We start from the raw sequence: 23,505 nt of genomic DNA, 5'->3' as shown, positions 1-23,505 counted from the left end.
GAGTCGCTATAGTGAAGAAACTGGCGTAATGAAGTGTCTGATAAACTTAAAATTCGCGTCAAGATTGTTACCTTGATCACATATTCTTGCTGCTGTTTATCCTCTCTTTCTGCGGGCACAGCACCCGGTTGCATCCTGCTATCTCGGCACGCGGTGTTATCCGTTCGGTAATGTTGCGTCATCTCCGCGGAGAGAGGATGGCATCGCCGTGTGCGATAGGCGTTATGCGTTAAGGCACTGGCTAAAGCCTGATAGCAGGTCGCGGGCATGATCCTGATGTCCACTGAATCAGCGCTATCAGGCTTAATCGCAACCACCATTATAATTTATGTTTTCACCGAAAATCCGCGCTCAAACCGATTAAACACATCAACCTGCCATCTTAAATTCCTGATTTCTGCCTGAATATACTGCACATAACAAAAATATCCCTCTTTATTGATTAAGATCATTTTTCTGATTTATAAAAATAATATTAAAGAAACTTATGTAAATTTTGCTTTTTTCGTTAATCCTTTTCCAGACTGGTGCCGATAGAGAACAAAACGGTAATCCATCGGGAACATCCACATGAAAATCTCTACTCGTCTTTCAATCGGTTTCGGTTTGTTAATTCTGCTTTTTATTATCTGTACCTCCGTCTCCCTTAACTCGCTGCATAACGCTAAAACGGGGATGGATGAGGTCGTGAATGTCAAAATGAGGAAGTACCAGCTTATTCTTGATATGCGCGGCGGGCTGCGGGATTTGGCGATAGCCGTGCGAAATCTGGCCTTACTTTCTGACACGAAAGAGATGCAGCCAGAATGGGAACGCATTGAGGCGCAGAAAAGCCTGTTCACCAAAAACCGTGAAACGCTTGAAACCATTATGCAGAGCCAGTCCACTGCTGAAGAACAAGCTGCCTTGAGTCACATCAAAGAACTTGAGGCCACGGTGATGGGTGCCTTTGAGTCCGCCGGGCAACTGGGACTGAAGAATGAGCGAGATGAAGCGACACGTTATCTCATGGAAACCCTGCGTCCGCTGCAACGCGATATGCTGAACGCCCTAAATAAAACCACCGACATTCTGATGCACAACAGCCGAAATGCGGTGGAAGTCAACAGCAATGCCACCAGTCGGGCCTCGCTGACCCTGGTGTTTTTATCCGTGCTTTCCGTGCTGTTCTCGGTGGCCACCGGCTATATGATAACCCGTGTGTTGATGCGGCAACTTGGCGGTGAACCGGCGCAGGCACAGGTGCTAGCGGCCACGATTGCCGCAGGCGATCTGACCTCCAGCGTCACGCTCCGTCGTAATGATTCCACCAGCCTGCTTGCTTCACTGGATGCCATGCAGGCCAAACTTCGTGGTCTGGTATCGGAAATTAAACAGACCTCGGGCAATGTCGCGCTGGCGGCTGAAGAAATCGCCCAGGGTAATACGGAGCTCTCCTCCCGTACCGAACAGCAGGCAGCCGCGCTGCAGGAAACCGCAGCCAGCATGGAACAGCTTACCGCCACAGTGAAAAGTAATGCCGCCGGTGCTCAGAGTACCGCATCTACGGCTCGCGAGACCGCCGTACTGGCACGCAGCGGCGAAAGCGACGTCCACCGGATGTCGGAAACCATGAACGAGATTTCGCTGAGCGCGTCTAAAATTCGCGATATCACCGGCGTCATCGAAGGAATTGCCTTCCAGACCAATATTCTGGCGCTCAATGCTGCGGTTGAAGCCGCACGGGCCGGCGAAGATGGCCGCGGTTTTGCGGTGGTGGCGGGCGAAGTCCGTACCCTGGCGCAGCGCAGCGCTACCGCAGCGAAAGAGATAAAATCACTGATTGAGCAGGCAGTGGAACAGGTTGGTAGCGGCGTCAAAGTCGCCAGCGGTACAGGTGAAAGCATCCTGAAGATTGTCAGCATGGTGGGCGATCTGGCAAGTGCGATGGATGAGATCTCACTGGCCTCTTCCGAACAGATGCAGGGCATTTCTCAGGTCAGCGTCGCCGTCAGCCAGATGGACAGCGTCACGCAGAATAACGCCGCCCTGGTGGAAGAGTCATCGTCCGCTTCACAGTCACTTTCTGAACAGGCGCACGCCCTGCGCGGCATGGTCGAAGCCTTCAGGGTATAAATGCGCCCCCTTCACCTGGCAGAGATGACCTGACCGATCAGGTTATGTCTGCCATCCCGTTACGGGGACCGGGCCAGAACAGTGCGGCCTGGCCCCAGCCGGCCTCTGCGTCCCTGTCTGACTGCCATACCTCGCCCTCATAGATGATGAAACTCTTGCCCTGTTTATCTACCCGCGGCCCGCTGTAGCCGGTGGCAATGCCGTCGCGTTTGACAATGTCCAGCAGGCGCTGCCGCGCTTCCCTGTCGGAAGGTCCGGCACTGAGTCGTGAAGGCAATTGCAGCATCTCTTCCAGGCTGTATTTGAAGCAGCTCAGTGCACAACGATTGGCGTAGACAAATACCGGATCGGCTTCGCTACTGTGGGCCAGAATGCTGTACGGTGCATGTTCATGCAGCCACAGGTAGCGATCAACACGCTCATCGGGGCAATAAAGGCCGCGTCCGGTGAGTGCACGGTAGCGTTCATCAATACGCTGCAATAAAGCCAGTTGGTTTTCCGTCGACATTATCAACTCCGTTACAAAAGGCAGGATGCGAGGAGGTAATGTGGCGGGATGCGTGTTGAAAATCAAGAATGGGTTACGGTGAAGATGAATGGCTCGCAGGTATCTCCCTCGCGCGCTGCGCACAGCGCGGCTATCGCCGCTCACTGCACGTTAGAATATTGGTATCTCCCGCGCCCCATCCACAGGGTGATCCATAACGGCATTCGATTCTGTTGGCTTGCCCTGTGTGCGCTGAAGTCAGCCAGCCTGAACGCAAGCCCAGGCTGGCTGGCGGTTTAGCTCAACGGCGGCCAGAAGGCTTTATTCGCCTCGATAAGATCGTCGAGAATCGCGTTTGCGACCGTCGCACTCGGCACCGTTTTAGACAAGGTAATGGCCTGCCATAACTTTTGCCGGGAACGCGCTTCCCATGCCTCCACCACAAGCTTTTCGACCGCAACCTGCTGACTCATTAAGCCCTTCTGGAAAGTAGGAATGTCTCCAACCTGAAGCGCTTCCGCACCGTTACGACCGACCAGACAGGGAATTTCCACCATCGCTTCCGGGTCGAAGTTGGAAATGGCACCCTGGTTAGGCACAATTAACAGCATACGCGCCTGAGTATTGAAGGCGATCGCGGTCGCCAGATCGACAATGTAGGAAGCATGTTCGTCTATCTCCAACTCGCCGGCAGATGAATGACCTGCATCGCTGATTGCCCTACAGGCACTGAATACCTGCTTTTCACGATGCTCCATGACTTCATTAGCGCGGGTGCGTGCAGGATTGGAATGCGCGACTACATAATCAGGAAACAGATAATATTTCAGATAGGTATTGGGCAACGTCAGTGGGTCCAGCGCCTGCACATCGCGCGCCTTCACGAAGGTGTCGTTCCAACTCGGCTCCACTGACGACGCCTCTGAAGGCGGCACATAGCCGTGTTTCGCCACGTACTCAAGCAGTTGTGGCATCAAATCATTTCCCTTCAGATCTTCAACAGCGGTCCACCAGCCAAAATGATTGAGTCCGTAGTAGCGTACCCGCATTTGTTTGCGGTCTTGCAGACCGACAATTTTCGCCATCCGACCTTCTATACCAATCGGCATATCACAAATGTTCAGGATCTTCGCCTCAGGTCGCAGGCGCCGCGTTGCCTCAGCCACGATGGCGGCCGGGTTAGAATAATTCAGCATCCAGGCGTCGGGTGAGTACTGTTGCATATAATCGACGAGCTCAAGGACGCCGCCGATTGAGCGCATCCCATAGGCAATGCCACCCGGCCCACAGGTTTCCTGGCCCAGCACACCATGACGCAACGGGATTTTTTCATCTTGCTCACGCATGGGATATTTACCGACCCGAATATGCGCCATAACAAAATCGACGTCGCTAAATGCTTCCTGCGGATCGGTGGTGTAGCTGAACGCAATCTCAGGTGCCTGTTCCTGCAAGATAATCTGACAGGCCTGTGCAATGGTTTCCTGACGGGCGGCGTCATTATCGTAAAATTTCAGCTGGCGCAAAGGAAAGCGGTGCCGGTTCGCCAGGAGCATCAGCACAATACCCGGCGTAAACGTGCTGCCGCCGCCCGCAATTAAAACTGAGAATGTCTTCATAATGGTTTCTCCATGGAAGGTGTTGCTTCAGATTCGGCCTGGTCTTTCATTTGGCTTTCAAGTTGCTCGCGCACCTGGGGGACCTGTAAGCCCACGATGACCTGAATACCGTTGCCACGCCGGACGACACCGTGCGCACCCAGCGCCATAAACGCGGCATCGTTTTGCGTTTTAGCCTCATCGACCAGGGTTATCCGCAGGCGCGTGGCGCAGTTGTTGATGTTGGCTATATTGCTGGCCCCACCTAATGCTTGCAGAAAACCCCGCGCTTGATCGCGTTGCGGGTTCTGCCCACCAGATGAAGCAGACGCGTGTCGCGCTGCCCGGTAGTCGGCTTTGTTGTAAAGCCTGACTTCACTGTCCTCACGACCGGGCGTTTTCAGGTTCAACCGCAGGATGAGTTGGTGAAAAACCACAAAGTAGAGGCCCGTAAAAACCAGGCCAATGCCTATTTGGGTCAGGACCATGCCAGCATGATTAGGGAACATGGGTATCCAGTTTTGCGGCAGAAACTGGTCCAGTAAGCCGCCGCCATAATTCCCCACGACGCCGCACATATACATTGCTGTCGCCATGCTGGCGGCCAGCACAGCGTGCACCGCAAACAACAGGGGCGAAATAAACAGGAAGGTAAACTCCAGGGGTTCTGTGATGCCGACCAGTACGGCTGTCAACGTGGCCGGAATTAATAACCCTGCGACTTTGATTCGCTGAAGCGGTGAGGCTGTCGAATAGATCGCCAACGCAATCCCCACTGCGCCGAACACTTTGGCGTTGCCATGAAGGGCGAAACCGCCTTGAGGAAACAGTTGTTTAAGGGGTTGCGTGCTCTGGCTGAACGCCTGCAGATGCTCGGCCCAGTAAACCTGGATGCCACCTTCAACCACTGCCGGGCCAAAGATAAAAGGTCCATAAATAAAATGGTGCAGTCCGGTGGGGATCAGAATGCGTTCAAGAAAGGTATAAACCCACACGCCAACAGCGCCCGCATCGCGTAAAAACTGTTGAAGCGACTCAATGCCCATTTGAATTTTGGGCCAGCCAAACAGCGTTAACCAGGCGCAGGGGATCATCGCTAAGAAGGCCACAATGACCACAAATGATGAGCCCTGAAAGATACCCAGAAACACCGGCAGTGGTTTATCAAAATAACGATTGTGTAGCGCCGTCACCAGACCGGCGATGACGATGGCACCGATGATGCTGGTATCCAGCGTTTTTATCCCGGCGATCATGGCCAGTCCGCTTCCGGCTTCAGTGCCTTTGGAAAAATCGACGGAAAAAAAATCGCCCCAGGTGCTGCCCATGGCATTAATCAGGTAATTCCAGGTTAAAAAACTGACGACAACGGCCAGGCAGGCACGTCCCTGGGCCTGTTTTGCCAACCCCACCGGCAAGCCAACCGCAAAAATTAACGGCATATTTCTAAAAACCGTCCAGCCGCCTTCTTCAATAATGAACACGACTTGATTAAATAAACTATCTGGATGCGTTAGTGCTTCCCCTACAAATAAAGGATTGCGTAACATAATTGAAAGGCCAACGATGATGCCGGCAAAGGGAAATAACAATACTGGGGTAAACATGGCGCCGCCAAAGCGCTGTATTTGACTGAGCATTTTAGTTCCTCACGCAACGACTCTAAGAATATATCGTTATAGTCAATGTAACCGCAGTCAAAATAAGGCAATACCTCACCTGACATACGTGGTCACTGGCGACTTTGTGAGCACCCTCATGGTTTTATTTTTAATCATGATGTCTATTTTCATGGTAATAACCAGACATCTTGCAGTGCGGTTAAAAAAAATAAAAATTGAGTTTATTTATAACCCCTGCACGCCTTAACGTTATGCTACGTATGTTGGCGGTTATGTCCCCATTCCAGGAGGTACAGAAGTGATCTATAAATTTATTGCTGACAAACTTCGTCTCCGGTTAAATTCACCCTACGTGGCAGTCGGTAGTGCTATACCGGCTGAAAAAGTGCTCGCCACAGAATTTGGCGTGGCGAGAATGACCCTACGTAAGGCAATAGATTTGCTGGTCAGTGAAGGGTTGCTGGAGCGACGACATGGCAGCGGAACCTACGTTTCAGGAAAGGATATTTGTCATGAAACCAGTTCGCTCACCGGGCTGGCTGAGGTATTACGTCTGCAGGGAAAGGAGGTTATTAGTAAAGTTCTGGCATTTGAATTAATCGCCGCGCCTCCCGCCGTAGCCAGTCAGTTACGCATAAACAGCGGTGAACGCCTCTTTTTCTCACGTCGGTTACGATATGTTGATGAAAAGCTGCTGATGCTTGAAGAAAGTTATATGCCAGTTAAAACATTTCCTGATCTTACCCTGGCCCATCTGGAAAAATCTAAATTTGACTATATCGAGCAGGAATGTGGCATTGTTTTAGAGGGCAATTACGAATCTTTGAGCCCGATTTTATCAGATAAGCGCCTGTCGCACCTCATGAATATCGCTGAGAAAACACTGCTACTCAGAGTCGATTCGCTTTCATACAGCAATACGGGCGCATTTATCAACTACGCAGTGATGTACAGAAACACCTACGATTACCAGGTTAACTATCATTTACGACGCACCGGGTTGAGTGACTAAAGCTATCAGCAGTCTTCATCAAGGCGAGAGCGTGCTTCACTCCCGTGAAAGAAAATCACCGGTTCGAATCGCAGTTTAGTTTTTGAGACAGAGTTTCGTTAACACATTTTAAAATGTCGTTAAATTTAATGTAGCAGGCGATCGGATAAACTTGTCTGTTAATTTTACAAAAGCGTCACTCATAAGGAAAATGGGGGCACTTATTTCAAATTAAGGAAAATGCAGTTCTTTCCTCGTGGCACATCTTTAGCGATCCACTGCTGTGCTGCATAATAGCTTTGTGAAAATTATCCTCCTCCCTATCATCAGCCACGTTCAATAGGTTAATTAAACTTATAAGTCCTTTTAAATGACCATTCCCCCAGAAACTTTCACCCTACGTACAGATTTTATTATTTCAAAAATGTGCATTTTTTATTAATTTTTTATATATTTTCTGCCGATAAGAACCCTGAACTTAACTTTCAGGAATTCTAAGATGAAAATCTCAACGCGTCTGGCAATAGGTTTTGGCCTGTTAATTCTGCTTTTTATTATTTGTATTGTTATTTCTTTCAAAGCCCTTAATTCCGCCAGTGCCGGTATGGATGATGCGGTCAATGTTAAGATGCGCAAATATCAACTCGCCGTTGATATGCGAGATGAACTGAGAGATATGGCTATTGCAGCGAGAAACCTCGCACTTCTTACCGATATCAAAGCAATGCAGCCTGAGTGGGAGCGGCTGAAACTGCAAAAAGCGGCTTATTTAAAAAATCGTGAAGCCCTTGAAACCATCATGCGTACGGACTCAACGGCCGCCGGGCGTGCCGCGCTGGAAAAACTTCAGGTCAATGAAGATCAGGTGATCTCCGGTCTGGAAAAGGCCGGTCAGTTTGGTCTGGATAACCGTTCACAAGAAGCCATAAATTACCTGATGGTAACGGTGCGTCCTGCTCAGCGTGCACTACTCAATTCTCTTAGCGAGATGACTACCGTTCAGTTGAATAACAGCCGTAAAGCAGTCGAAGATAACAGTCGTTCAACCCGGACCTCAACGCTCATTTTGGTTATCCTGGGCCTGCTTTCCATCGTGTTTTCAGTCGTCACCGGATTTATTATCACCCGTGTGCTGATGCGTCAGTTAGGGGGCGAGCCTGCTCAGGCTCAGTCTATTGCGGCTGCGATTGCCAACGGTGATTTGACCTCCGCAGTGCTACTGCGTCGTAACGATACTTCAAGCCTGTTGGCCTCCCTTGACGGTATGCAGGCCAGGCTTCGCAGCCTGGTTTCAGAGATCAAAAGCTCTTCCGCTAACGTCGCGCTGGCCGCCGATGAAATCGCACAAGGCAATACCGAACTCTCTTCCCGTACTGAAGAGCAGGCTGCCGCCTTACAGGAAACCGCTGCCAGCATGGAGCAGTTAACCGCGACAGTGAAGAGCAATACCTCTGGGGCACAGCACACAGCGACATCAGCGCGCGAGACAGCCAATCTGGCTCAGCGTGGCGAGGCAGATATGCAACGGATGTCGGAAACCATGAAAGAGATTTCAGACAGTGCGACAAAGATCCGTGATATCACCGGCGTCATTGAAGGCATTGCTTTTCAGACCAATATTCTGGCGCTTAATGCCGCCGTTGAAGCCGCGCGGGCCGGAGAGCAGGGTCGCGGTTTTGCCGTAGTGGCAGGGGAAGTCCGAAATCTGGCCCAGCGTAGTGCTATCGCCGCCAAGGAAATAAAAACGCTGATTGAACAGGCCGTTCAACAGGTTGCAGACGGTGTGACAGTCGCGAGTGGAACCGGTCAAAGTATTCTGAAGATTGTTAACATGGTGGGTGAACTGGCAACGGCAATGGATGAGATCTCTCTGGCCTCGTCCGAACAGATGCAGGGGATTTCGCAGGTCAGTATCGCCGTGAGTCAGATGGACAGCGTTACCCAAAACAACGCCGCACTGGTTGAGGAATCCTCCTCTGCTTCACAGTCACTTTCTGAACAGGCACATGCCCTGCGCGGCATGGTTGCAGCGTTCCAGGTGTAGCGCCCTTTAGCACAAGGCAATGAAACGTGACCGCGCCGGTTACGTTTCGGCCCTCCGGTTGCGGGGGCCGGGTGCTGTCGGGTGGATAACATCTCAGACAATCTGCGCCGTCATGTAGCGTGCAGAAAAGCAAAAAAAGACCGTTATTTTAACGAGTACTATCGCCAGTTTTACCTCTTTATTCGTCTGGCAGGTATCGAGTTGTCTGGGGGGGAAATGAGTCACGTTCTGCGATACAGCTTCGCCAGTCACTTTATAATGGCCGTGGGGAACATCATCGTTCTGCAGCGCATCCTGGGACACTCAGACATCAGGGCAACAATGCGGTACGCACATTTTGCTCCAGATCATTTTGAAGACGCTATCAAGTTAAACCCAATTGCAAATTCGATTTGCTGAGCGAATAATCGCCCATAGGTTTTTTTGGGGTAAGAAAGGTATTAAATGAAACTTGGAAAGATAAATTCGGTTTTAGTAGCAATTACTATGCTCGCAGGTTGCGCGACCAGCATGTCTGAAAGAGCATCTCGCGTACAAATCATCTCCGCCGATGATGCAAAACAATATCAATTCGTCGCTAACTTAACGGGATCTTCCTCTCTGACCGGTGTAGCCAGACATACCGGTTATCAGAATGCATTGAATGAGGTATTAGATAAAGCGGCTACAACTGGCGCGCAATATATAGTTCTCGATCCTAATAGTGCGCCATCGTATTGGACAACGAGTGAAGTTGTCAGGGCCACAGCTTACAAGAATAAATAATCACTACTTAAGTTCAAAATAGATGACTACAAGCAGGTTCTGACACTGTTAAGAACCGGACTTTGGCGGTTAGAGAGTGGCGGCACAGGTTCCAACAGAGTAGAAAAAAAGGCCACATGATGGGCTTTAACTCATTTAGCTTGCGATAAATCATCGATGCTAAATACTAAATAAAAAAAGACCGAACACGATTCCTGTATTCGGTCCAGGGAAATGGCTCTCAAGGAGCCGTGCGCTAAAAGTTGGCATTGATAGAGGCTCTCGCCTTGCTAATAAAGCGTAGGACAACCCTGTAGATTTTCCAGCCAGCGCAGCGGCTCAGTCCATAAACCCGACAGGTTTGTGACCGGTAAGACAAATTTGCGGTGATTCGGGCACGTCACCGTGCCCTGAGTCTTATTGGGTGCACAGCGCCTGGGCGCGTTCAACAATCGGTTGCAGACTCATCATCTGACCCGGATGTGCTTTATCGGGTGCCTGAATCACACTGATGGGCTGCGCTGTCACCCGCTTAGCATTGAGCTGGGCATCCGCTTTATCATTGAGCGGATACTGCATCAGAGTACTGGGATTGATGGCAAACAGCGATCCGTCTTTCTCGCAGGTTAACATCACCTCTTCACGATTAAATGGCCATTTGTCTTTGCCAATTTCAAAACGGCTGACGGTGATGATTTGCGCCGCCAGCGCCTGACCAGCCAGCGTTAATAACAGCAGTGTGGGGATCGCTCTCTTCAGCAACATAACTTACCTTTATCGGGTTCTTATCAATCAGGTTGGCGACAACGTGGCGAACACGCTGACCAACCCCACTACGCCGCATGCCAGCACAATTTCCAGCTGAGTCATACGAATAAACAGACGTTGCGCAGCAAGGCCCGCAACATGAAAGCGCGGGACCAGCCAGTAACGGTTCCAGAGCGCAATCAGCACCATAAGTGACACCAGCCCTGCCTTGCACAACAACAGTACAACATAATCATTGAGATGCCAGTCTACTGGCGACCCGGCAATCAGCAGGCTGTTAATCACACCGGTGACGATCGTTAAGGCTACAGCAATGTGACCATAACGGGAAAAACGCATCATGGTTCGGATGGCATCAGTCCGGAATTCAATATTACGTGCCACTCGCATCAGCACCAGTATCGGCACTAACCCGCCCGCCCAGAAGGCGGCGGCGACTAAATGTACTGCGTGGTTACCTTGTTGCAGCAGTCCGGTTATACCTTCGCGCATCGCGGCATGGCCGGTGAGCGCCAGGGAGCTGGTCTGCAGCAGGCCAGACAACAACCAGACCTGCTGACGTAGCCGCCCGCGCAGGATTATCGCGGCCAGGCCGCACAGCGCAAACAGTAGCTGCCATTGCCATACCGATCCCCAGCGGGTTGAGAACACCGCCAACCAGACAGACATGTCTGACAGATTGTGCCAGTCGCCGCTCATCAGCACATTTTGCGTGGCCAGCATCCCTAGCGCCGTTAACAGCGCCAGCCAGGCGCTTGCCTTCAGCAAGGGAAACAGACGAGTTGCCAGTGATGGCCGAAACGCAGCAGGCGCCAGCAGCGTGGTATAAAAGGTACTTCCCACCAGCAATATCAACGCCGTGAAATGCAGCGCGCGCAGCACCAGCCACAACAGGGTCACAGATTTATTTCACGGTAAAAGCGTAACGTCCGTGCGTCTTATGCCCATCCACGGACAGCACGTGCCAGTTGACCTGATAGCTGCCCTGCGCCAGCGGTTGGGCAAAATCCACCAGCAGGCGGTTGTGCTGCTTGCCATCCAGCCGGGCCTTTTCGCCTACGGCTTTATGCTGTGCATTGGTTACCTCAACGCCACTGAATGCGGCTTCCACATCTTCTGTGAAGGTCAGCGTAATGTTCTGTGGGGCGGGTGAAACCGCCGCGTTGGCTGCAGGCGTCGAAGACTGCAGATGCGCATGGGCTAGCGCGAACTGGCTAAAAGCCAGGGCACCAGTGGCAACCAGGCCGATTACCACACGAGAAATCGCTGTTTTGTTCATCACATCATCCTGTTAGCTGTCGTTAAGGCCACGAGCGTGGCGCAAGAATACGCCGCAGCGATTTAACTGTCGAGGCCAGCAATGCTATCCTGTACCTTGCGCTATGCGGAGGAAAACATTCCGTTTGGCCACGTTTATCGGGAGAACATCATGAGTCATAACCTTGCCTTGCTGTCGCAGGAAGAGAAAGACAAAGTTAATGTCGATCTGGCGGCGGCAGGTGTTGCGTTTAAAGAGCGCTATAACATGCCTGTCGTGGCTGAAATGGTCGCGAATGAACAACCAGAAGCCCTGCGCGACTGGTTTCGTCAGCGTTTAATGCATTACCGTCAGGCCTCTCTCAACTTGTCACGCCTGCCCTACGAGCCTAAACAGAAATAATGATGCTACGCGTAATTGATACAGAAACCTGCGGGCTGCAAGGCGGTGTGGTGGAGGTTGCCTCGGTCGATGTGGTTGACGGCCAGATCGTCAATCCAATGAGCGATCTTGTGTCACCTGACCGGCCAATCAGTCGCCAGGCCATGGCCGTGCACCGCATTACGGAAGCCATGGTCATCGGCAAACCGCCGATTGAAGAGGCCGTCGCCCGCTATCACGGCAGTGCCTTTTATGTGGCACATAACGCCAGTTTCGATCGCCGGATGTTGCCGGAAATGCACGGCGAGTGGATCTGCACGATGACGCTGGCACGTCAGCTGTGGCCGGGCATCAAATATGGCAATCAGGCGCTGCGCCATAGCCTTAAGCTGGAAGTGACCCCGCCTGCGGAGTTACATGCCCACCGGGCACTTTACGACTGCTATGTGACGGCCGCCCTGCTCATCAGGATTATGGCGATCTCCGGCTGGAATGCGGAAGAAATGTGTCAACGCTCGCAGCCTGCCGCTCAACGTGATGATGTGCTGCCATTTGGCAAGTATCGTGGTCAGGCGTTGGCCGTGATTGCCCGTAAAGATCCGGGTTATTTGAAATGGATGCTGGATAACGTAAAAGATTTGCGCCCACCGTTGCGGCAGGCGCTGCGTAAGTGTCTTAGTCAGCTTCCGTAAGATCTGCCGGTGGCAGGCTGCCCTGCGCAAGGGCGACAATGAAGGTGAGCTCAAGGGCTACGCCTTCATAAGCCTTATATCGACCGGACTTGCCGCCGTGCCCCGAGTCCATGTCGGTACAGAGCAGCAGCAGATTGTCATCCGTTTTATGCTCCCGCAGTTTTGCCACCCACTTAGCCGGTTCCCAGTATTGCACCTGTGAATCATGCAATCCGGTTGTCACCAGCAGGTGGGGACAGGTTTTTGCTTCAACATTGTCATAAGGACTGTATTGCCGGATATAGCGGTAGTACTCCGCCTCATTGGGATTCCCCCACTCCTCATATTCTCCGGTCGTCAGAGGAATAGACTCGTCCAGCATGGTGGTTAACACATCGACAAAAGGCACCTGTGCGACCACGCCATGATAAAGCGTTGGGGCCAGATTAATGATCGCGCCCATCAGTAATCCCCCCGCACTTCCGCCCATCGCGTAAAGCCGGTCTGAATGACCGAATCCGCGAGCCACGAGCGCATTCGTCACATCGATAAAATCGGTGAAGCTGTTCATTTTATTCAGCAGTCGACCACCGTCATACCACTGCTGTCCCATCTCCCCGCCGCCTCGCACATGCACCAGCGCATAGACAAAACCGCGATCCAGCAGACTGAGGCGACTGACGCTAAAATCAGCGTCCATGCTACTGCCATAGGCGCCGTACCCGTAAACCAGCATCGGGTTTTGCCCCTTCTGGAAATACTTGCGGTTGTACACCAGCGAGACCGGTACTTCTGTCCCGTCAGAGACGGTGATCCAATGGTGCTCGCTTTTGTAATCATCCGGATTAAAGTCTTTTACCGCACTCTGTTTCAAAATGCGGCGTTCGCCCGTGTCCATATCCAGTTCAAACAACGTGGCGGGCGTGGTCATTGACGAATAACCATAGCGCAGCTTGCTGGTGCGGGTCGTGGGGTTGTATGCCAGCCAGGTGACATAGGTGGGATCGTCAAACGCAATGCCGCTGGTTTCTCCCGTTTGCCAGTTGATTTGCCGCAGGCTGGTCAGCCCACGCTGGCGCTCTTCCACCACCAGCCAGTCACGGAAGAGCTGAAAGTCTTCCATCACAATATGGTCGCGCGCCGGGATCACGGTTTCCCAACGTGACTCCTCCAGATAGCGGCTGCGATACAGGCCGAAGTTTTTCCCATCGCGATTCGAGCGTATAAAAAACGTATGGTCATAATGATCGAGACTGTATTCGTGATCGCGCCGTCTGGGTAAAAAAACCTGTGGAATAGCGTCCGGGAAATTGGCATCAATCAGCTGAATTTCACTGCTGCTGGTGCTGTACAGCACGACCAGGATGAATTGTTTCGATGTGGTTTTATGGATGCTGAGGTGATAGGTATCGTCTTTTTCTTCGTACACTAACCGGTCGTCGCTCTGCGGCGTGCCCAACTCATGTTGCCAGAGCTGGTAAGGCAACAGGGTTTGCGGATGTTTACGTACGTAATAGAGCGTGCGCGAATCGCTGGCCCACGCGAAGCTGGAGGACGCATCGTTGAGCACCTCTGGATACCAACTGCCGTTATCCAGATTGCGAAAGCGGATACCGTACTGACGCCGGGAAAGGAAGTCTTCTGCCAGCGCCATTACCCGGTTATCCGGGCTGATGTGCAGCGCGCCCATGGTGTAAAAATCACTGTGTGACGCACGCTGATTCGCATCCAGCAGCAACGTCCACGCCTCGCTCTCCTCGCTGGCGGCTGGCTGTCGGTAATAGGCAGCGTATTCATTGCCGCTTTCATACCGGCTTTGATAGCGATAGCCATTTTTCACGTAAGGTACGGAGTGATCCTGCGGTGGCAGGCGGTCGATAATTTCATGCAGAATACGATGCTGTAAGGGCTGCTGTGAGCCCATGATTTTTTGGCCGTAATTGTTCTCAGCACGCAAATAGTCCAGTACGTCGCTGTCTTCACGTCTGTCATCACGCAACCAGTAATAATTATCAACGCGCGTCTCGCCATGCAACGAGAGTTCATAAGGTATTTTTTTTGCGCTCGGTGCTTTCATGTCATCCGTCCCGCTGAATGTAATGAACACTAAGCGTGGCACTAATGTAATCAGATGCCAAGTTAAGTACGAACATTGTTAATTAATTCAGGGCCATGTGGCGGCCCTGTTCGGGATTAGCTGGCTTTCTGCTGGAGGATATCTTGCTGAATGCCATCACGGACATCCTGTGGGATTTTTAACGCATCGCCCAGTGCCGATAGATAGCTGCGCTCCATAAAATGGTCCACATCAATGGCGGCACAGCTCAGAAAATAGAGTTCAAGCGCCTCTTCTTCATTTTTGACATCAGCGGCGAGCCACTCAGGGTCCAGCGGTCGCTGCATAGCCTGCTGGATGAGCGTTTCGGCATCCTGACCATAGCCTGCCTGATGGATATTTTGCTCAATCGCTGCGCGTTCCCGATCGTCGATATGACCATCACTTTTGGCGGCAAAGACCAGAGCGGTTACCAGACGTTCTGCCCGCTGATCCACAGGCGTTTGCCATTCGCCAAAGCCGGGGTCATTCTGATGGGTTTCCCGCACCCGTTGTTTGTATTTGTTCCACAGTACAGCCCCTGCTGCTGCACCGCCGCCGATAATCAATGCTTTGCCGCCATAGCGGGTTAACAACTTCCGGGATGATTTACTGGCCACCAGCATGCCCGCCAGTCCACCCAGTGCACCCGGAGCCAACATATCGCTCAATCCACCGCTGGATTTGCCATCACTGCTTTTTTTAGCCAGCAGCGATTGAATCTGTTGCAGCCAGTTATTCATCGTTCACTCCCTTAACCATTCGGAAACATCATCATTACCAAAAAGATGTCAGGAAACGTCAGAGCAGGAAAAGTAGCGCAAACCCTGCCTCAAAAGCAGAAGGGGTGAGAACGCAAACGTTTTCGTATATACTGCGCGCGCATTTTGACTGCTTTGATTTTAGGTGGATTTATGACGACTCTCGGAACTGCGCTGCGCCCTGCCGCAACGCGCGTTATGCTGTTGGGCTCAGGTGAACTGGGCAAAGAAGTTGCGCTGGAATGTCAGCGTCTGGGTGTGGAAGTGATCGCGGTTGACCGCTATGCCGATGCGCCTGCGATGCATGTTGCCCATCGCAGCCATGTGATTAACATGCTGGATGGCGATGCACTGGCCGCCGTTATCGCGCAGGAAAAGCCTCACTTTGTCGTGCCCGAAATTGAAGCTATCGCGACCGATAAGCTTCTGGAGCTGGAGCAGCAAGGCCAGCACGTGGTGCCCACCGCACGCGCCGCGCGCCTGACCATGAACCGCGAGGGCATTCGTCGTCTGGCGGCAGAGGAGCTGGCGCTTCCTACCTCCAGCTACCGCTTTGCCGACAGTAAAGATAATTTTGTGTCTGCCGCCGCCGAGATAGGGTTTCCATGCATCGTTAAACCGGTGATGAGCTCTTCAGGTAAAGGTCAGAGCTTTATCCGGGATGCCAGCCAGCTGGAAAAAGCCTGGGACTATGCCCAACAAGGCGGCCGTGCGGGCGCAGGACGCGTTATCGTCGAAGGCGTGGTGAAGTTTGATTTTGAGATCACGTTGCTGACCATCAGTGCCGTTGACGGCATTCATTTTTGTGCACCCATTGGCCATCGTCAGGAAGACGGCGATTACCGCGAATCCTGGCAGCCTCAACAGATGAGCAAACTGGCACTGCAACGTGCTCAGCATATCGCTGAAACCGTGGTAAAAGCCTTAGGTGGCTATGGACTGTTCGGCGTGGAGCTGTTTGTCTGTGGCGATGACGTGGTATTCAGTGAAGTCTCACCCCGGCCACACGATACCGGTATGGTGACGCTGATATCACAGGACCTGTCTGAGTTCGCCCTTCACGTTCGTGCTTTTCTTGGTCTGCCCATTGGTGCCATTCGTCAGTACGGCCCTTCTGCGTCAGCCGTGATCCTGCCGCAGTTAACCAGCCAGAATGTGCAGTTCGTGAATGTGGAAGCCGCGCTGGGTGCAGGTTTACAGTTGCGCCTGTTTGGCAAACCGGACATCGAGGGTCAGCGCCGTTTGGGCGTCGCCCTGGCCTGTGCTTATACAACCGAAGAAGCCGTTGCGCGCGCGGTCGCCAGCGCGGCAGCAGTCAGCGTTCAGGGTTAATGCCGTTTGCGGTGAGTCCGGGACTCACCGCACACTTTTGACTTGCTTTACTTCGCGCCAGCGACGGCGTCACGCGCCAGTTGGGTAATGCGTTGCCAGTCACCCGCTTCCAGTGCATCGTTGGGCACCAGCCAGGAGCCGCCGATGCAAAGCACGCTTTTCAGCGCCAGATAGTCACGGTAATTCGCTGGTGAGATACCGCCCGTCGGACAGAAACGGACCTGAGGGAAAGGCCCGCCGATAGCCTGCAGCGCTTTTACCCCGCCGTTGGCCTCCGCCGGGAAAAATTTGAATTCCCGCAAACCATAATCCATACCCGTCATTAATTCTGACACCGTGCTAATACCAGGAATCAGCGGGATCGGGCCTTCCACCGCAGCCTTGAGCAACGGCTCAGTAATACCCGGACTGATCACAAACTGAGCACCCGCGTCTGTGACTTCCTGCAGCTGTTGAGGGTTAAGCACGGTGCCGGCCCCTACAATTGCGTCAGGCACATGTTTGATAATGGCACGCAGTGCCTCCATCGCCACGGGGGTGCGTAACGTCACCTCAAGCACCTTGACGCCGCCTGCGACCAGCGCCTGCGCCATAGGAACCGCATGTTCCAGTTTATTAACCACAATTACCGGCACGACCGGTCCGGTTTTCAGAATCTGTTCGGCACTCGTTTTCCAGTTTTTCATCACATCCCCTGATGCATAACATTGGGAGCGGCACGCCGGAGAAAACACAGCGTCAGCCCTGTTAACAGCGCTACTACCATACAGGAACAGCGGTTTATCCGTCTATTGCCGGTTGAGATTTTTAAAACAGCAGTTCATTTTTGAGAGTGAGTGCAAAAAAAAAGCCCGCACGCGGCGGGCTGAGGCATTTATTCAAATTCGTTCCAGGAACGACCATCACGGGTAATCATGGCGACGGAGGCAACCGGCCCCCACGTCCCTGCCTGATAAGGCTTGGATGAATCGCCATCTGCGGCCCATGCATCGATAATCGAATCCACATACGTCCAGGCGGCTTCCACTTCATCGCGACGCACAAACAGCGCCTGAATACCGCGCATGGATTCCAGCAACAGGCGCTCGTAGGCATCCGCCAGATGAGACTGATTGAAGGTTTCTGAGTAGCTCAGATCCAGCTTGGTGGTTTGCAGTTTATGTTTATGATCCAGGCCTGGCACTTTGTTCAGGATCTCGATATCAACACCTTCGTCAGGCTGCAGACGAATAGTGAGTTTATTCTGTGGTAACTGAGAGTAGGAATCTTTGAACAGATTCATCTCAGGGTTTTTGAAATACACCACAACTTCTGAACACTTTGTCGGGAGACGTTTACCGGTACGCAGGTAGAAAGGTACGCCTGCCCAACGCCAGTTATCGATATCCACGCGGATAGCCACAAAGGTTTCAGTAGCGCTGGTTTTATTCGCGCCTTCTTCTTCCAGGTAGCCCGGTACCTTCTTGCCCTGCACAAAGCCAGACGTGTACTGACCGCGCACCGTTTTTTCGCGGACGTTGGTTTGATCGATTGGACGCAACGAGCGCAGCACTTTCACTTTCTCATCGCGAATACTGTCCGCGCTGAGATCGGAAGGCGGAGACATGGCGATCATCGTCAGAACCTGTAACAAATGGTTCTGGATCATATCGCGCATCTGCCCGGCTTTATCAAAATAGCCCCAACGGCCTTCGATACCGACTTCTTCGGCCACGGTAATTTGCACGTGATCGATCGTGCGGTTATCCCAGTTATTCACAAAGATGGCGTTGGCAAATCGCAGGGCTAACAGGTTCAGCACCGTTTCTTTGCCCAGATAGTGGTCGATGCGGAAAACCTGGCTCTCGTCGAAATATTCGCCCACGCTGTCGTTAATTTCTTTTGACGTTTCCAGCGAGGTGCCCAGCGGCTTCTCCATCACGACACGCGCCGGCTTGTCATTCAGCTTCGCTTTGCCCAGTCCCTGACAAATGGCACCAAAGGTGCTTGGCGGCATGGCAAAATAGTTGATGGTGGTACGGTTTTTCTGATCCAGCATCTTACCCAGTCGTGGGAAATGCGAGGTATCATTCACATCAAGATTACAGAAGTCGAGACGGCTGCTGAGCTTGTCCCAGAGCGCTTCATCAATCTTTTCCTTCATGAAGGTTTCTAACGCTTCACGCACCACTTTGGTGTATTCAGCTTTATCCCACTCAGCCCGGCCCACACCGATGATTCGGGTTTCTTCATGAATCTGGCCCGCTTTTTCTAACTGATACAGCGAGGGCAATAGTTTACGACGGGCGAGATCGCCTTTGGCGCCGAAAATTACCAGATCGCATGCCTGGGCTATTTGTGTTACCGCCATTTTCCTCTCCTCGTTGCAGGATTGTCCCGGTGGCGTTGCGTCCTGAGCACCGGGTCCACGTTGTCATGTTCTTTCAGCACAATGTACTTTTTTCCCCAGGCCAGGTAAACCAGCCAGCGGCGTCACGACGCTAACTCTGCACCCAATTAGCATCTGAGGTAGGTTGACCCGTGCGCTTTCCTCTATTTTTCTGTGTCAAATATTGTCTGGCAAAAATCCAGCGTGGGCCTGATTATCGCAAAAAAAAGTGCTGCAGACTTATCAGACATTGCGCCCCTGTCGGTCAGGCAGGGTATATTCTCTGTTAATTTACTGTAACAACAGCAATTATTCATTTTAACAGATACGCCATGTTTAGCAGGTCAGGACTATGTTGGATAAAATTCGTGCGCAGATGACTGTGCTCAGTAAGTCAGAACGTAAAGTGGCACACCATATTCTCGCCGCACCTGAGCAAGCGATACATTCCAGTATTGCCACGCTGGCTCGGGCAGCCGAGGTCAGTGAGCCCACGGTAAACCGCTTTTGCCGACACCTGGGCACGGCGGGTTTCCCCGACTTTAAACTTCAGCTTGCCCAGGCCCTGGTGAAGTCACCTAACTGGCTGAGTCGGGATGTGCAGGAAGATGACAGCGTTGAGCGCTACAGCGAGAAAATCTTCGATTCCGCCCTGGCCGGTCTTCAGCGGGTACGGGACAGCCTCGATCTTGCCGCCCTGCAACAGGCCGTGGTTTATTTAACGCGTACCGACAAAATTACCTTCTTTGGTTTAGGTGCGTCCGCCGTGGTAGCGCATGACGCCTTCAACAAGTTTTTGCGGTTTAACCTGCCGGTTATCTGGTCAGACGATGTGGTGATGCAACGCATGAGCTGTATCAACAGCCGCGACAACGAGGTGTTTGTTTTGATCTCCCATACCGGGCGCACCCGCAATATGGTCGAGCTGGCGCAGCTCGCGCGCGCCAACGGTTCTACCGTTATCGCTATGACGTCAGCAGGCTCACCACTGGCGCTTAACGCCACGCTGGCGCTGCTCGTCGATGTGCCGGAGGACACCGATATCTATCTGCCAATGGTTTCGCGACTGGCTCAACTCACCGTGATCGATCTGCTGGCTACCGGTTTTACGCTGGAACGGGGGCCGTCCTTCCGGCAGAACCTGAAGCGGGTTAAAGAAGCCCTGAAGGCCTCGCGCTACGACAAAACCGCTATCGCCGATAACGATATCTCCTGATTCACCGGCTGGTCGGGCAGCATCTGGCTGGCGCGTAGCCTGTGCGAAAAAGCGACCTGGCTTGCGTCTGGTCAATTAAGCTTTCGCTAAAGCCGTCCGGGGGATGACTTCCTTGGTGAGTCTCAGTATTGTATCTAAGAAAAATGCCTTTACTTTACTTCGTAAAGGCCCGGTGCCACAGTTCTGACACACTCGAATGTATAATAATACCTCTGTGTGGTAAGCATGATCTGATAGGTTAACCCCTTAAAATGTAATGATTCAGCTCAGTTCCAACCTCCAAAGGAATCCCTATGTCCCGACGTTTAAGAAGAACCAAGATCGTAACCACCCTCGGCCCAGCCACTGACCGCGACAATAACCTCGAAAAAATCATTGCTGCTGGCGCTAACGTCGTGCGTCTTAACTTTTCCCACGGCACCGCTGAAGATCACCAACTGCGTGCTGACAAAGTGCGCCAGATTGCGGCAAAACTGGGGCGCCATGTTGCCATTCTTGGCGACTTGCAAGGGCCTAAAATCCGCGTTTCAACCTTTAAAGAAGGCAAAGTCTTCCTGAACGTCGGTGACCCTTTCCTGCTGGATGCATCAATGGGGAAAGGTGAAGGCGATAAAGAGCGCGTGGGCATCGACTATAAAGGTCTGCCTGAAGACGTGGTGCCTGGCGATATCCTGCTGCTGGATGATGGGCGCGTACAGTTAAAGGTGCTGGAAGTTCAGGGCGTAAAAGTCTTTACCGAAGTCACCGTTGGTGGCCCGCTCTCTAACAACAAAGGCATTAACAAACTGGGTGGCGGTCTGTCGGCCGAAGCGCTGACCGAGAAAGACAAAGCAGACATCCTTACTGCGGCAAAAATTAACGTTGATTACCTGGCCGTTTCCTTCCCGCGTTGCGGCGAAGACATGCACTATGCACGTCGTCTGGCGCGTGATGCCGGCTGTGATGCCCTGATGGTCGCGAAGGTGGAACGTGCTGAAGCGGTTGCCTCTCAGGAAGCCATGGACGACATCATTCTGGCCTCAGACGTTGTTATGGTCGCCCGTGGTGACCTTGGCGTCGAGATTGGCGATCCTGAACTGGTCGGTATCCAGAAAGCGCTGATCCGCCGCGCCCGCCAGCTTAACCGTACCATCATCACCGCGACCCAGATGATGGAATCGATGATCACAAACCCAATGCCAACCCGTGCAGAAGTCATGGATGTGGCCAACGCCGTGCTGGATGGGACGGATGCCGTAATGCTGTCAGCTGAAACCGCCGCAGGCCAGTATCCTGCTGAAACGGTCGCTGCCATGGCAAAAGTCTGTCTGGGTGCAGAAAAAATCCCGAGCGTTAACGTCTCCAAACACCGTCTGGACGTACAGTTTGACAATATCGAAGAAGCTATCGCTATGTCGGCGATGTACACCGCCAACCACCTGCAGGGTGTAACCGCGATTATCACCATGACGGAATCCGGTCGTACGCCCCTGATGACTTCGCGCATTACCTCTGGCTTGCCCATCTTCGCCATGTCTCGTCATGAGCGCACGCTGAACATCACGGCCTTATTCCGTGGTGTCACACCGGTGTTCTTTGACAGCAACAATGAAGGCGTGGCTAACGCCCATGATGCCGTAAATCTGCTGCGCGACAAGGGCTTCCTGGTGTCTGGCGATCTGGTTGTAGTAACCCAGGGTGACGTCATGGGTGCCACCGGCACAACCAATACAGGTCGTGTGCTGCGCGTCGATTAATTCCGCCTTTTTAGCCTCACCTGTATTACCATTGGAAACGCGACTGCCCTGCAGTCGCGTTTTTGTTTTTTGACAAGGAGGCCGGATGGCCCGTTACCAACCCATCAGCCAGCTCACTGGTCGCATGATGCTGTTTCCGCTGGCGATGGTGCTGTACGAATTTGCGACCTATATTGCTCACGATATGATTCAACCCGGCATGTTGCTGGTGACTGCCGAATTCGATGTAGGCGCAGAATGGGTATCCACCTCTCTCACAGCCTATTTACTGGGCGGCGTTGTGCTGCAGTGGTTACTTGGCCCGCTGTCAGATAAATATGGCCGTAGGCCAGTATTGCTGTTTGGGATTCTGTTTTTCGCTGCCGCCTGCATTCTGACCACCTGGGTCAGTGATATTCAGGAGTTTGTCAGCCTGCGTTTCGTCCAGGGCATCAGCTTGTGTTTTATTGGCGCGGTAGGTTATGCGGCCATCCAGGAAGCTTTTGACGAAGCCTTAGCGGTGCGCATCATGGCGCTGATGGCAAACGTGGCCTTACTGGCTCCCCTTGCCGGCCCGCTGGCGGGCGCAGCCTGGCTGACAGTGGGAAGCTGGCGCAGTATGTTTTGGCTGTTCGCCGCCTGTAGCGCTGTGGCATTTATCGTTTTATGGCGCGTCATGCCTGAAACCGCCGGGGATCGCACCCAGTCTGTTGCGCTGCCTGTGCTGGCACGCAACTACGGCCGTATTCTCAAAGATCGTCAGGTGATGTTTGGCTCTTTCGCTATTGGGCTGGTGTTTATCCCCATCCTGACCTGGGTTGCGCTGTCCCCGGTGATTTTAATGCGGGATGAAGGGCTTTCCCGTATGCAGTACGCCCTGCTCCAGCTCCCGGTTTTTCTGGCGATGATCGCCGGCAACGTGACGTTGAGTAAGCTGGTAGGCCGGATGCCGATTGAACAACCCGTCAGGTTTGCGGCATGGCCGATACTGCTGGGCCTGAGCCTCGCCCTGTTAGCCACACTGCTTAACGCGCACAGCTACCTGTTTATTACGGCGGGGCTCAGTTTGTATGCGTTTGGCGGCGGAATGGTCAATGCCGGTCTTTATCGCCTGACGCTGTATGCCAGCGATGAGGGTAAAGGCAGCGTAGCGGCGATGCTGGGCATGGTCAGCATTATGACGCTGGCCACGGGCATTGAACTGGCTAAGCATTTTTATTTTAACAGCGGGGTGATCGGGTTTAGCCTGATTAACTTTATCAGCGGCATACTGTGGTTTGGTTTGGTGCTGATGTTTCTGCGCGAACGTAAGCGCCACGCAAAAGTGACGCCACTTTAA

At 52.7% G+C, this 23,505-nt stretch carries 20 protein-coding genes and 1 pseudogene; 11 read left to right on the top strand and 10 right to left on the bottom strand.

Translation table 11 applies throughout. From position 1 onward, the window contains the following. Nucleotides 1-570 precede the first annotated feature (570 nt). A complete protein-coding gene (locus FBY13_RS08070; protein ID WP_109716469.1) occupies nt 571-2,115 on the top strand; it encodes a methyl-accepting chemotaxis protein in 1,545 nt (514 codons plus the stop codon). Nucleotides 2,116-2,152: 37 nt separating this feature from the next. Here the strand turns inward: FBY13_RS08070 and FBY13_RS08065 are convergent, their stop codons facing one another. The 3 genes from FBY13_RS08065 to FBY13_RS08055 all read right to left on the bottom strand — a co-directional run bounded on the left by FBY13_RS08065 (nt 2,153) and on the right by FBY13_RS08055 (nt 5,840). Beyond that, a complete protein-coding gene (locus FBY13_RS08065) occupies nt 2,153-2,623 on the bottom strand; it encodes an MEKHLA domain-containing protein (protein ID WP_186440799.1) in 471 nt (156 codons plus the stop codon). Between the two features lie 275 nt (nt 2,624-2,898). Then, complete coding sequence (locus FBY13_RS08060) at nt 2,899-4,221, bottom strand: 6-phospho-alpha-glucosidase (protein WP_145393914.1); 1,323 nt, start codon at nt 4,219-4,221, stop codon at nt 2,899-2,901. Beyond that, nucleotides 4,218-5,840: an alpha-glucoside-specific PTS transporter subunit IIBC gene (locus tag FBY13_RS08055; RefSeq protein ID WP_145393912.1), complete on the bottom strand. Its 1,623-nt coding sequence runs from the start codon at nt 5,838-5,840 to the stop codon at nt 4,218-4,220. Before FBY13_RS08055 ends, FBY13_RS08060 begins: the two co-directional genes overlap by 4 nt. A gap of 280 nt (nt 5,841-6,120) precedes the next feature. On the opposite strand from FBY13_RS08055, the gene FBY13_RS08050 reads away from it, so the two are divergent. From FBY13_RS08050 to FBY13_RS08035, 4 genes and pseudogenes are all read left to right on the top strand, one after another. Beyond that, nucleotides 6,121-6,834, top strand: a complete 714-nt coding sequence (locus tag FBY13_RS08050; protein ID WP_145393910.1) for a GntR family transcriptional regulator — start codon at nt 6,121-6,123, stop codon at nt 6,832-6,834. Between the two features lie 478 nt (nt 6,835-7,312). After that, nucleotides 7,313-8,857 carry a methyl-accepting chemotaxis protein gene (locus FBY13_RS08045; RefSeq protein WP_145393909.1) on the top strand — a complete coding sequence of 515 codons (1,545 nt, stop codon included), beginning with the start codon at nt 7,313-7,315 and terminating at the stop codon, nt 8,855-8,857. 132 nt (nt 8,858-8,989) lie between these two features. Further along, nucleotides 8,990-9,256: pseudogene (locus FBY13_RS08040) on the top strand (tyrosine-type recombinase/integrase); the annotation flags it as partial. Nucleotides 9,257-9,301: 45 nt separating this feature from the next. Further along, on the top strand, nt 9,302-9,622 hold the full coding sequence (locus tag FBY13_RS08035; protein ID WP_145393906.1) for a hypothetical protein: 321 nt from the start codon (nt 9,302-9,304) through the stop codon (nt 9,620-9,622). A 396-nt stretch (nt 9,623-10,018) separates the two neighbouring features. Here the strand turns inward: FBY13_RS08035 and FBY13_RS08030 are convergent, their stop codons facing one another. From FBY13_RS08030 to copC, 3 genes are read right to left on the bottom strand one after another with little or no spacing between them, the layout of a single operon-like run. Further along, nucleotides 10,019-10,366 carry a YebY family protein gene (locus FBY13_RS08030; RefSeq protein WP_063879880.1) on the bottom strand — a complete coding sequence of 116 codons (348 nt, stop codon included), beginning with the start codon at nt 10,364-10,366 and terminating at the stop codon, nt 10,019-10,021. A 27-nt stretch (nt 10,367-10,393) separates the two neighbouring features. Next, entirely contained in the window at nt 10,394-11,269 is an 876-nt protein-coding gene (gene copD, locus FBY13_RS08025) for a copper homeostasis membrane protein CopD (protein WP_145393904.1), read from the bottom strand. Nucleotides 11,270-11,273: 4 nt separating this feature from the next. Further along, nucleotides 11,274-11,648 (bottom strand): copper homeostasis periplasmic binding protein CopC, encoded by a 375-nt coding sequence (copC, locus tag FBY13_RS08020; RefSeq protein WP_063879882.1) that lies wholly within the window; start codon nt 11,646-11,648, stop codon nt 11,274-11,276. Between the two features lie 150 nt (nt 11,649-11,798). Here copC and FBY13_RS08015 point away from each other — a divergent pair, with 150 nt between their 5' ends. Together FBY13_RS08015 and exoX are read left to right on the top strand one after the other, a co-directional pair. Further along, nucleotides 11,799-12,029, top strand: coding sequence for a DNA polymerase III subunit theta (locus FBY13_RS08015; RefSeq protein WP_019105100.1), 231 nt, complete (start codon nt 11,799-11,801; stop codon nt 12,027-12,029). A gap of 2 nt (nt 12,030-12,031) precedes the next feature. Continuing rightward, nucleotides 12,032-12,700 (top strand): exodeoxyribonuclease X, encoded by a 669-nt coding sequence (gene exoX, locus FBY13_RS08010; RefSeq protein WP_063879883.1) that lies wholly within the window; start codon nt 12,032-12,034, stop codon nt 12,698-12,700. On the opposite strand, the gene FBY13_RS08005 is transcribed toward exoX, so the two are convergent. Together FBY13_RS08005 and FBY13_RS08000 are read right to left on the bottom strand one after the other, a co-directional pair. After that, the gene (locus FBY13_RS08005) at nt 12,684-14,756 is read right to left on the bottom strand and encodes a prolyl oligopeptidase family serine peptidase (RefSeq protein WP_145393903.1); all 2,073 of its coding nucleotides are present in this window, start codon (nt 14,754-14,756) and stop codon (nt 12,684-12,686) included. The two genes, exoX and FBY13_RS08005, sit on opposite strands and share 17 nt — an antisense overlap. A 116-nt stretch (nt 14,757-14,872) precedes the next feature. Further along, nucleotides 14,873-15,517 carry a tellurite resistance TerB family protein gene (locus tag FBY13_RS08000; protein WP_096011159.1) on the bottom strand — a complete coding sequence of 215 codons (645 nt, stop codon included), beginning with the start codon at nt 15,515-15,517 and terminating at the stop codon, nt 14,873-14,875. 171 nt (nt 15,518-15,688) lie between these two features. On the opposite strand from FBY13_RS08000, the gene purT reads away from it, so the two are divergent. Beyond that, nucleotides 15,689-16,867, top strand: coding sequence for a formate-dependent phosphoribosylglycinamide formyltransferase (gene purT / locus FBY13_RS07995; RefSeq protein ID WP_145393902.1), 1,179 nt, complete (start codon nt 15,689-15,691; stop codon nt 16,865-16,867). Between the two features lie 47 nt (nt 16,868-16,914). On the opposite strand, the gene FBY13_RS07990 is transcribed toward purT, so the two are convergent. Further along, a complete protein-coding gene (locus FBY13_RS07990) occupies nt 16,915-17,553 on the bottom strand; it encodes a bifunctional 4-hydroxy-2-oxoglutarate aldolase/2-dehydro-3-deoxy-phosphogluconate aldolase (RefSeq protein WP_096011157.1) in 639 nt (212 codons plus the stop codon). Nucleotides 17,554-17,741: 188 nt separating this feature from the next. Further along, nucleotides 17,742-19,217, bottom strand: coding sequence for a glucose-6-phosphate dehydrogenase (gene zwf / locus FBY13_RS07985; RefSeq protein WP_063879888.1), 1,476 nt, complete (start codon nt 19,215-19,217; stop codon nt 17,742-17,744). A 370-nt stretch (nt 19,218-19,587) separates the two neighbouring features. Between zwf and FBY13_RS07980 the strand changes: the two genes are divergently transcribed. The 3 genes from FBY13_RS07980 (at nt 19,588) to FBY13_RS07970 (ending at nt 23,505) form a co-directional block, all read left to right on the top strand. Then, a complete protein-coding gene (locus FBY13_RS07980; RefSeq protein ID WP_145393900.1) occupies nt 19,588-20,451 on the top strand; it encodes a MurR/RpiR family transcriptional regulator in 864 nt (287 codons plus the stop codon). A 293-nt stretch (nt 20,452-20,744) separates the two neighbouring features. Beyond that, nucleotides 20,745-22,187 carry a pyruvate kinase gene (gene pyk, locus FBY13_RS07975; RefSeq protein ID WP_063879890.1) on the top strand — a complete coding sequence of 481 codons (1,443 nt, stop codon included), beginning with the start codon at nt 20,745-20,747 and terminating at the stop codon, nt 22,185-22,187. An 85-nt stretch (nt 22,188-22,272) separates the two neighbouring features. Next, entirely contained in the window at nt 22,273-23,505 is a 1,233-nt protein-coding gene (locus FBY13_RS07970) for an MFS transporter (protein WP_145393899.1), read from the top strand.

The organism is Pantoea sp. SJZ147 (assembly GCF_007828605.1).
Classification (GTDB): domain Bacteria; phylum Pseudomonadota; class Gammaproteobacteria; order Enterobacterales; family Enterobacteriaceae; genus Pantoea; species Pantoea allii.
This window is presented reverse-complemented; position numbering and strand designations above follow the sequence as displayed.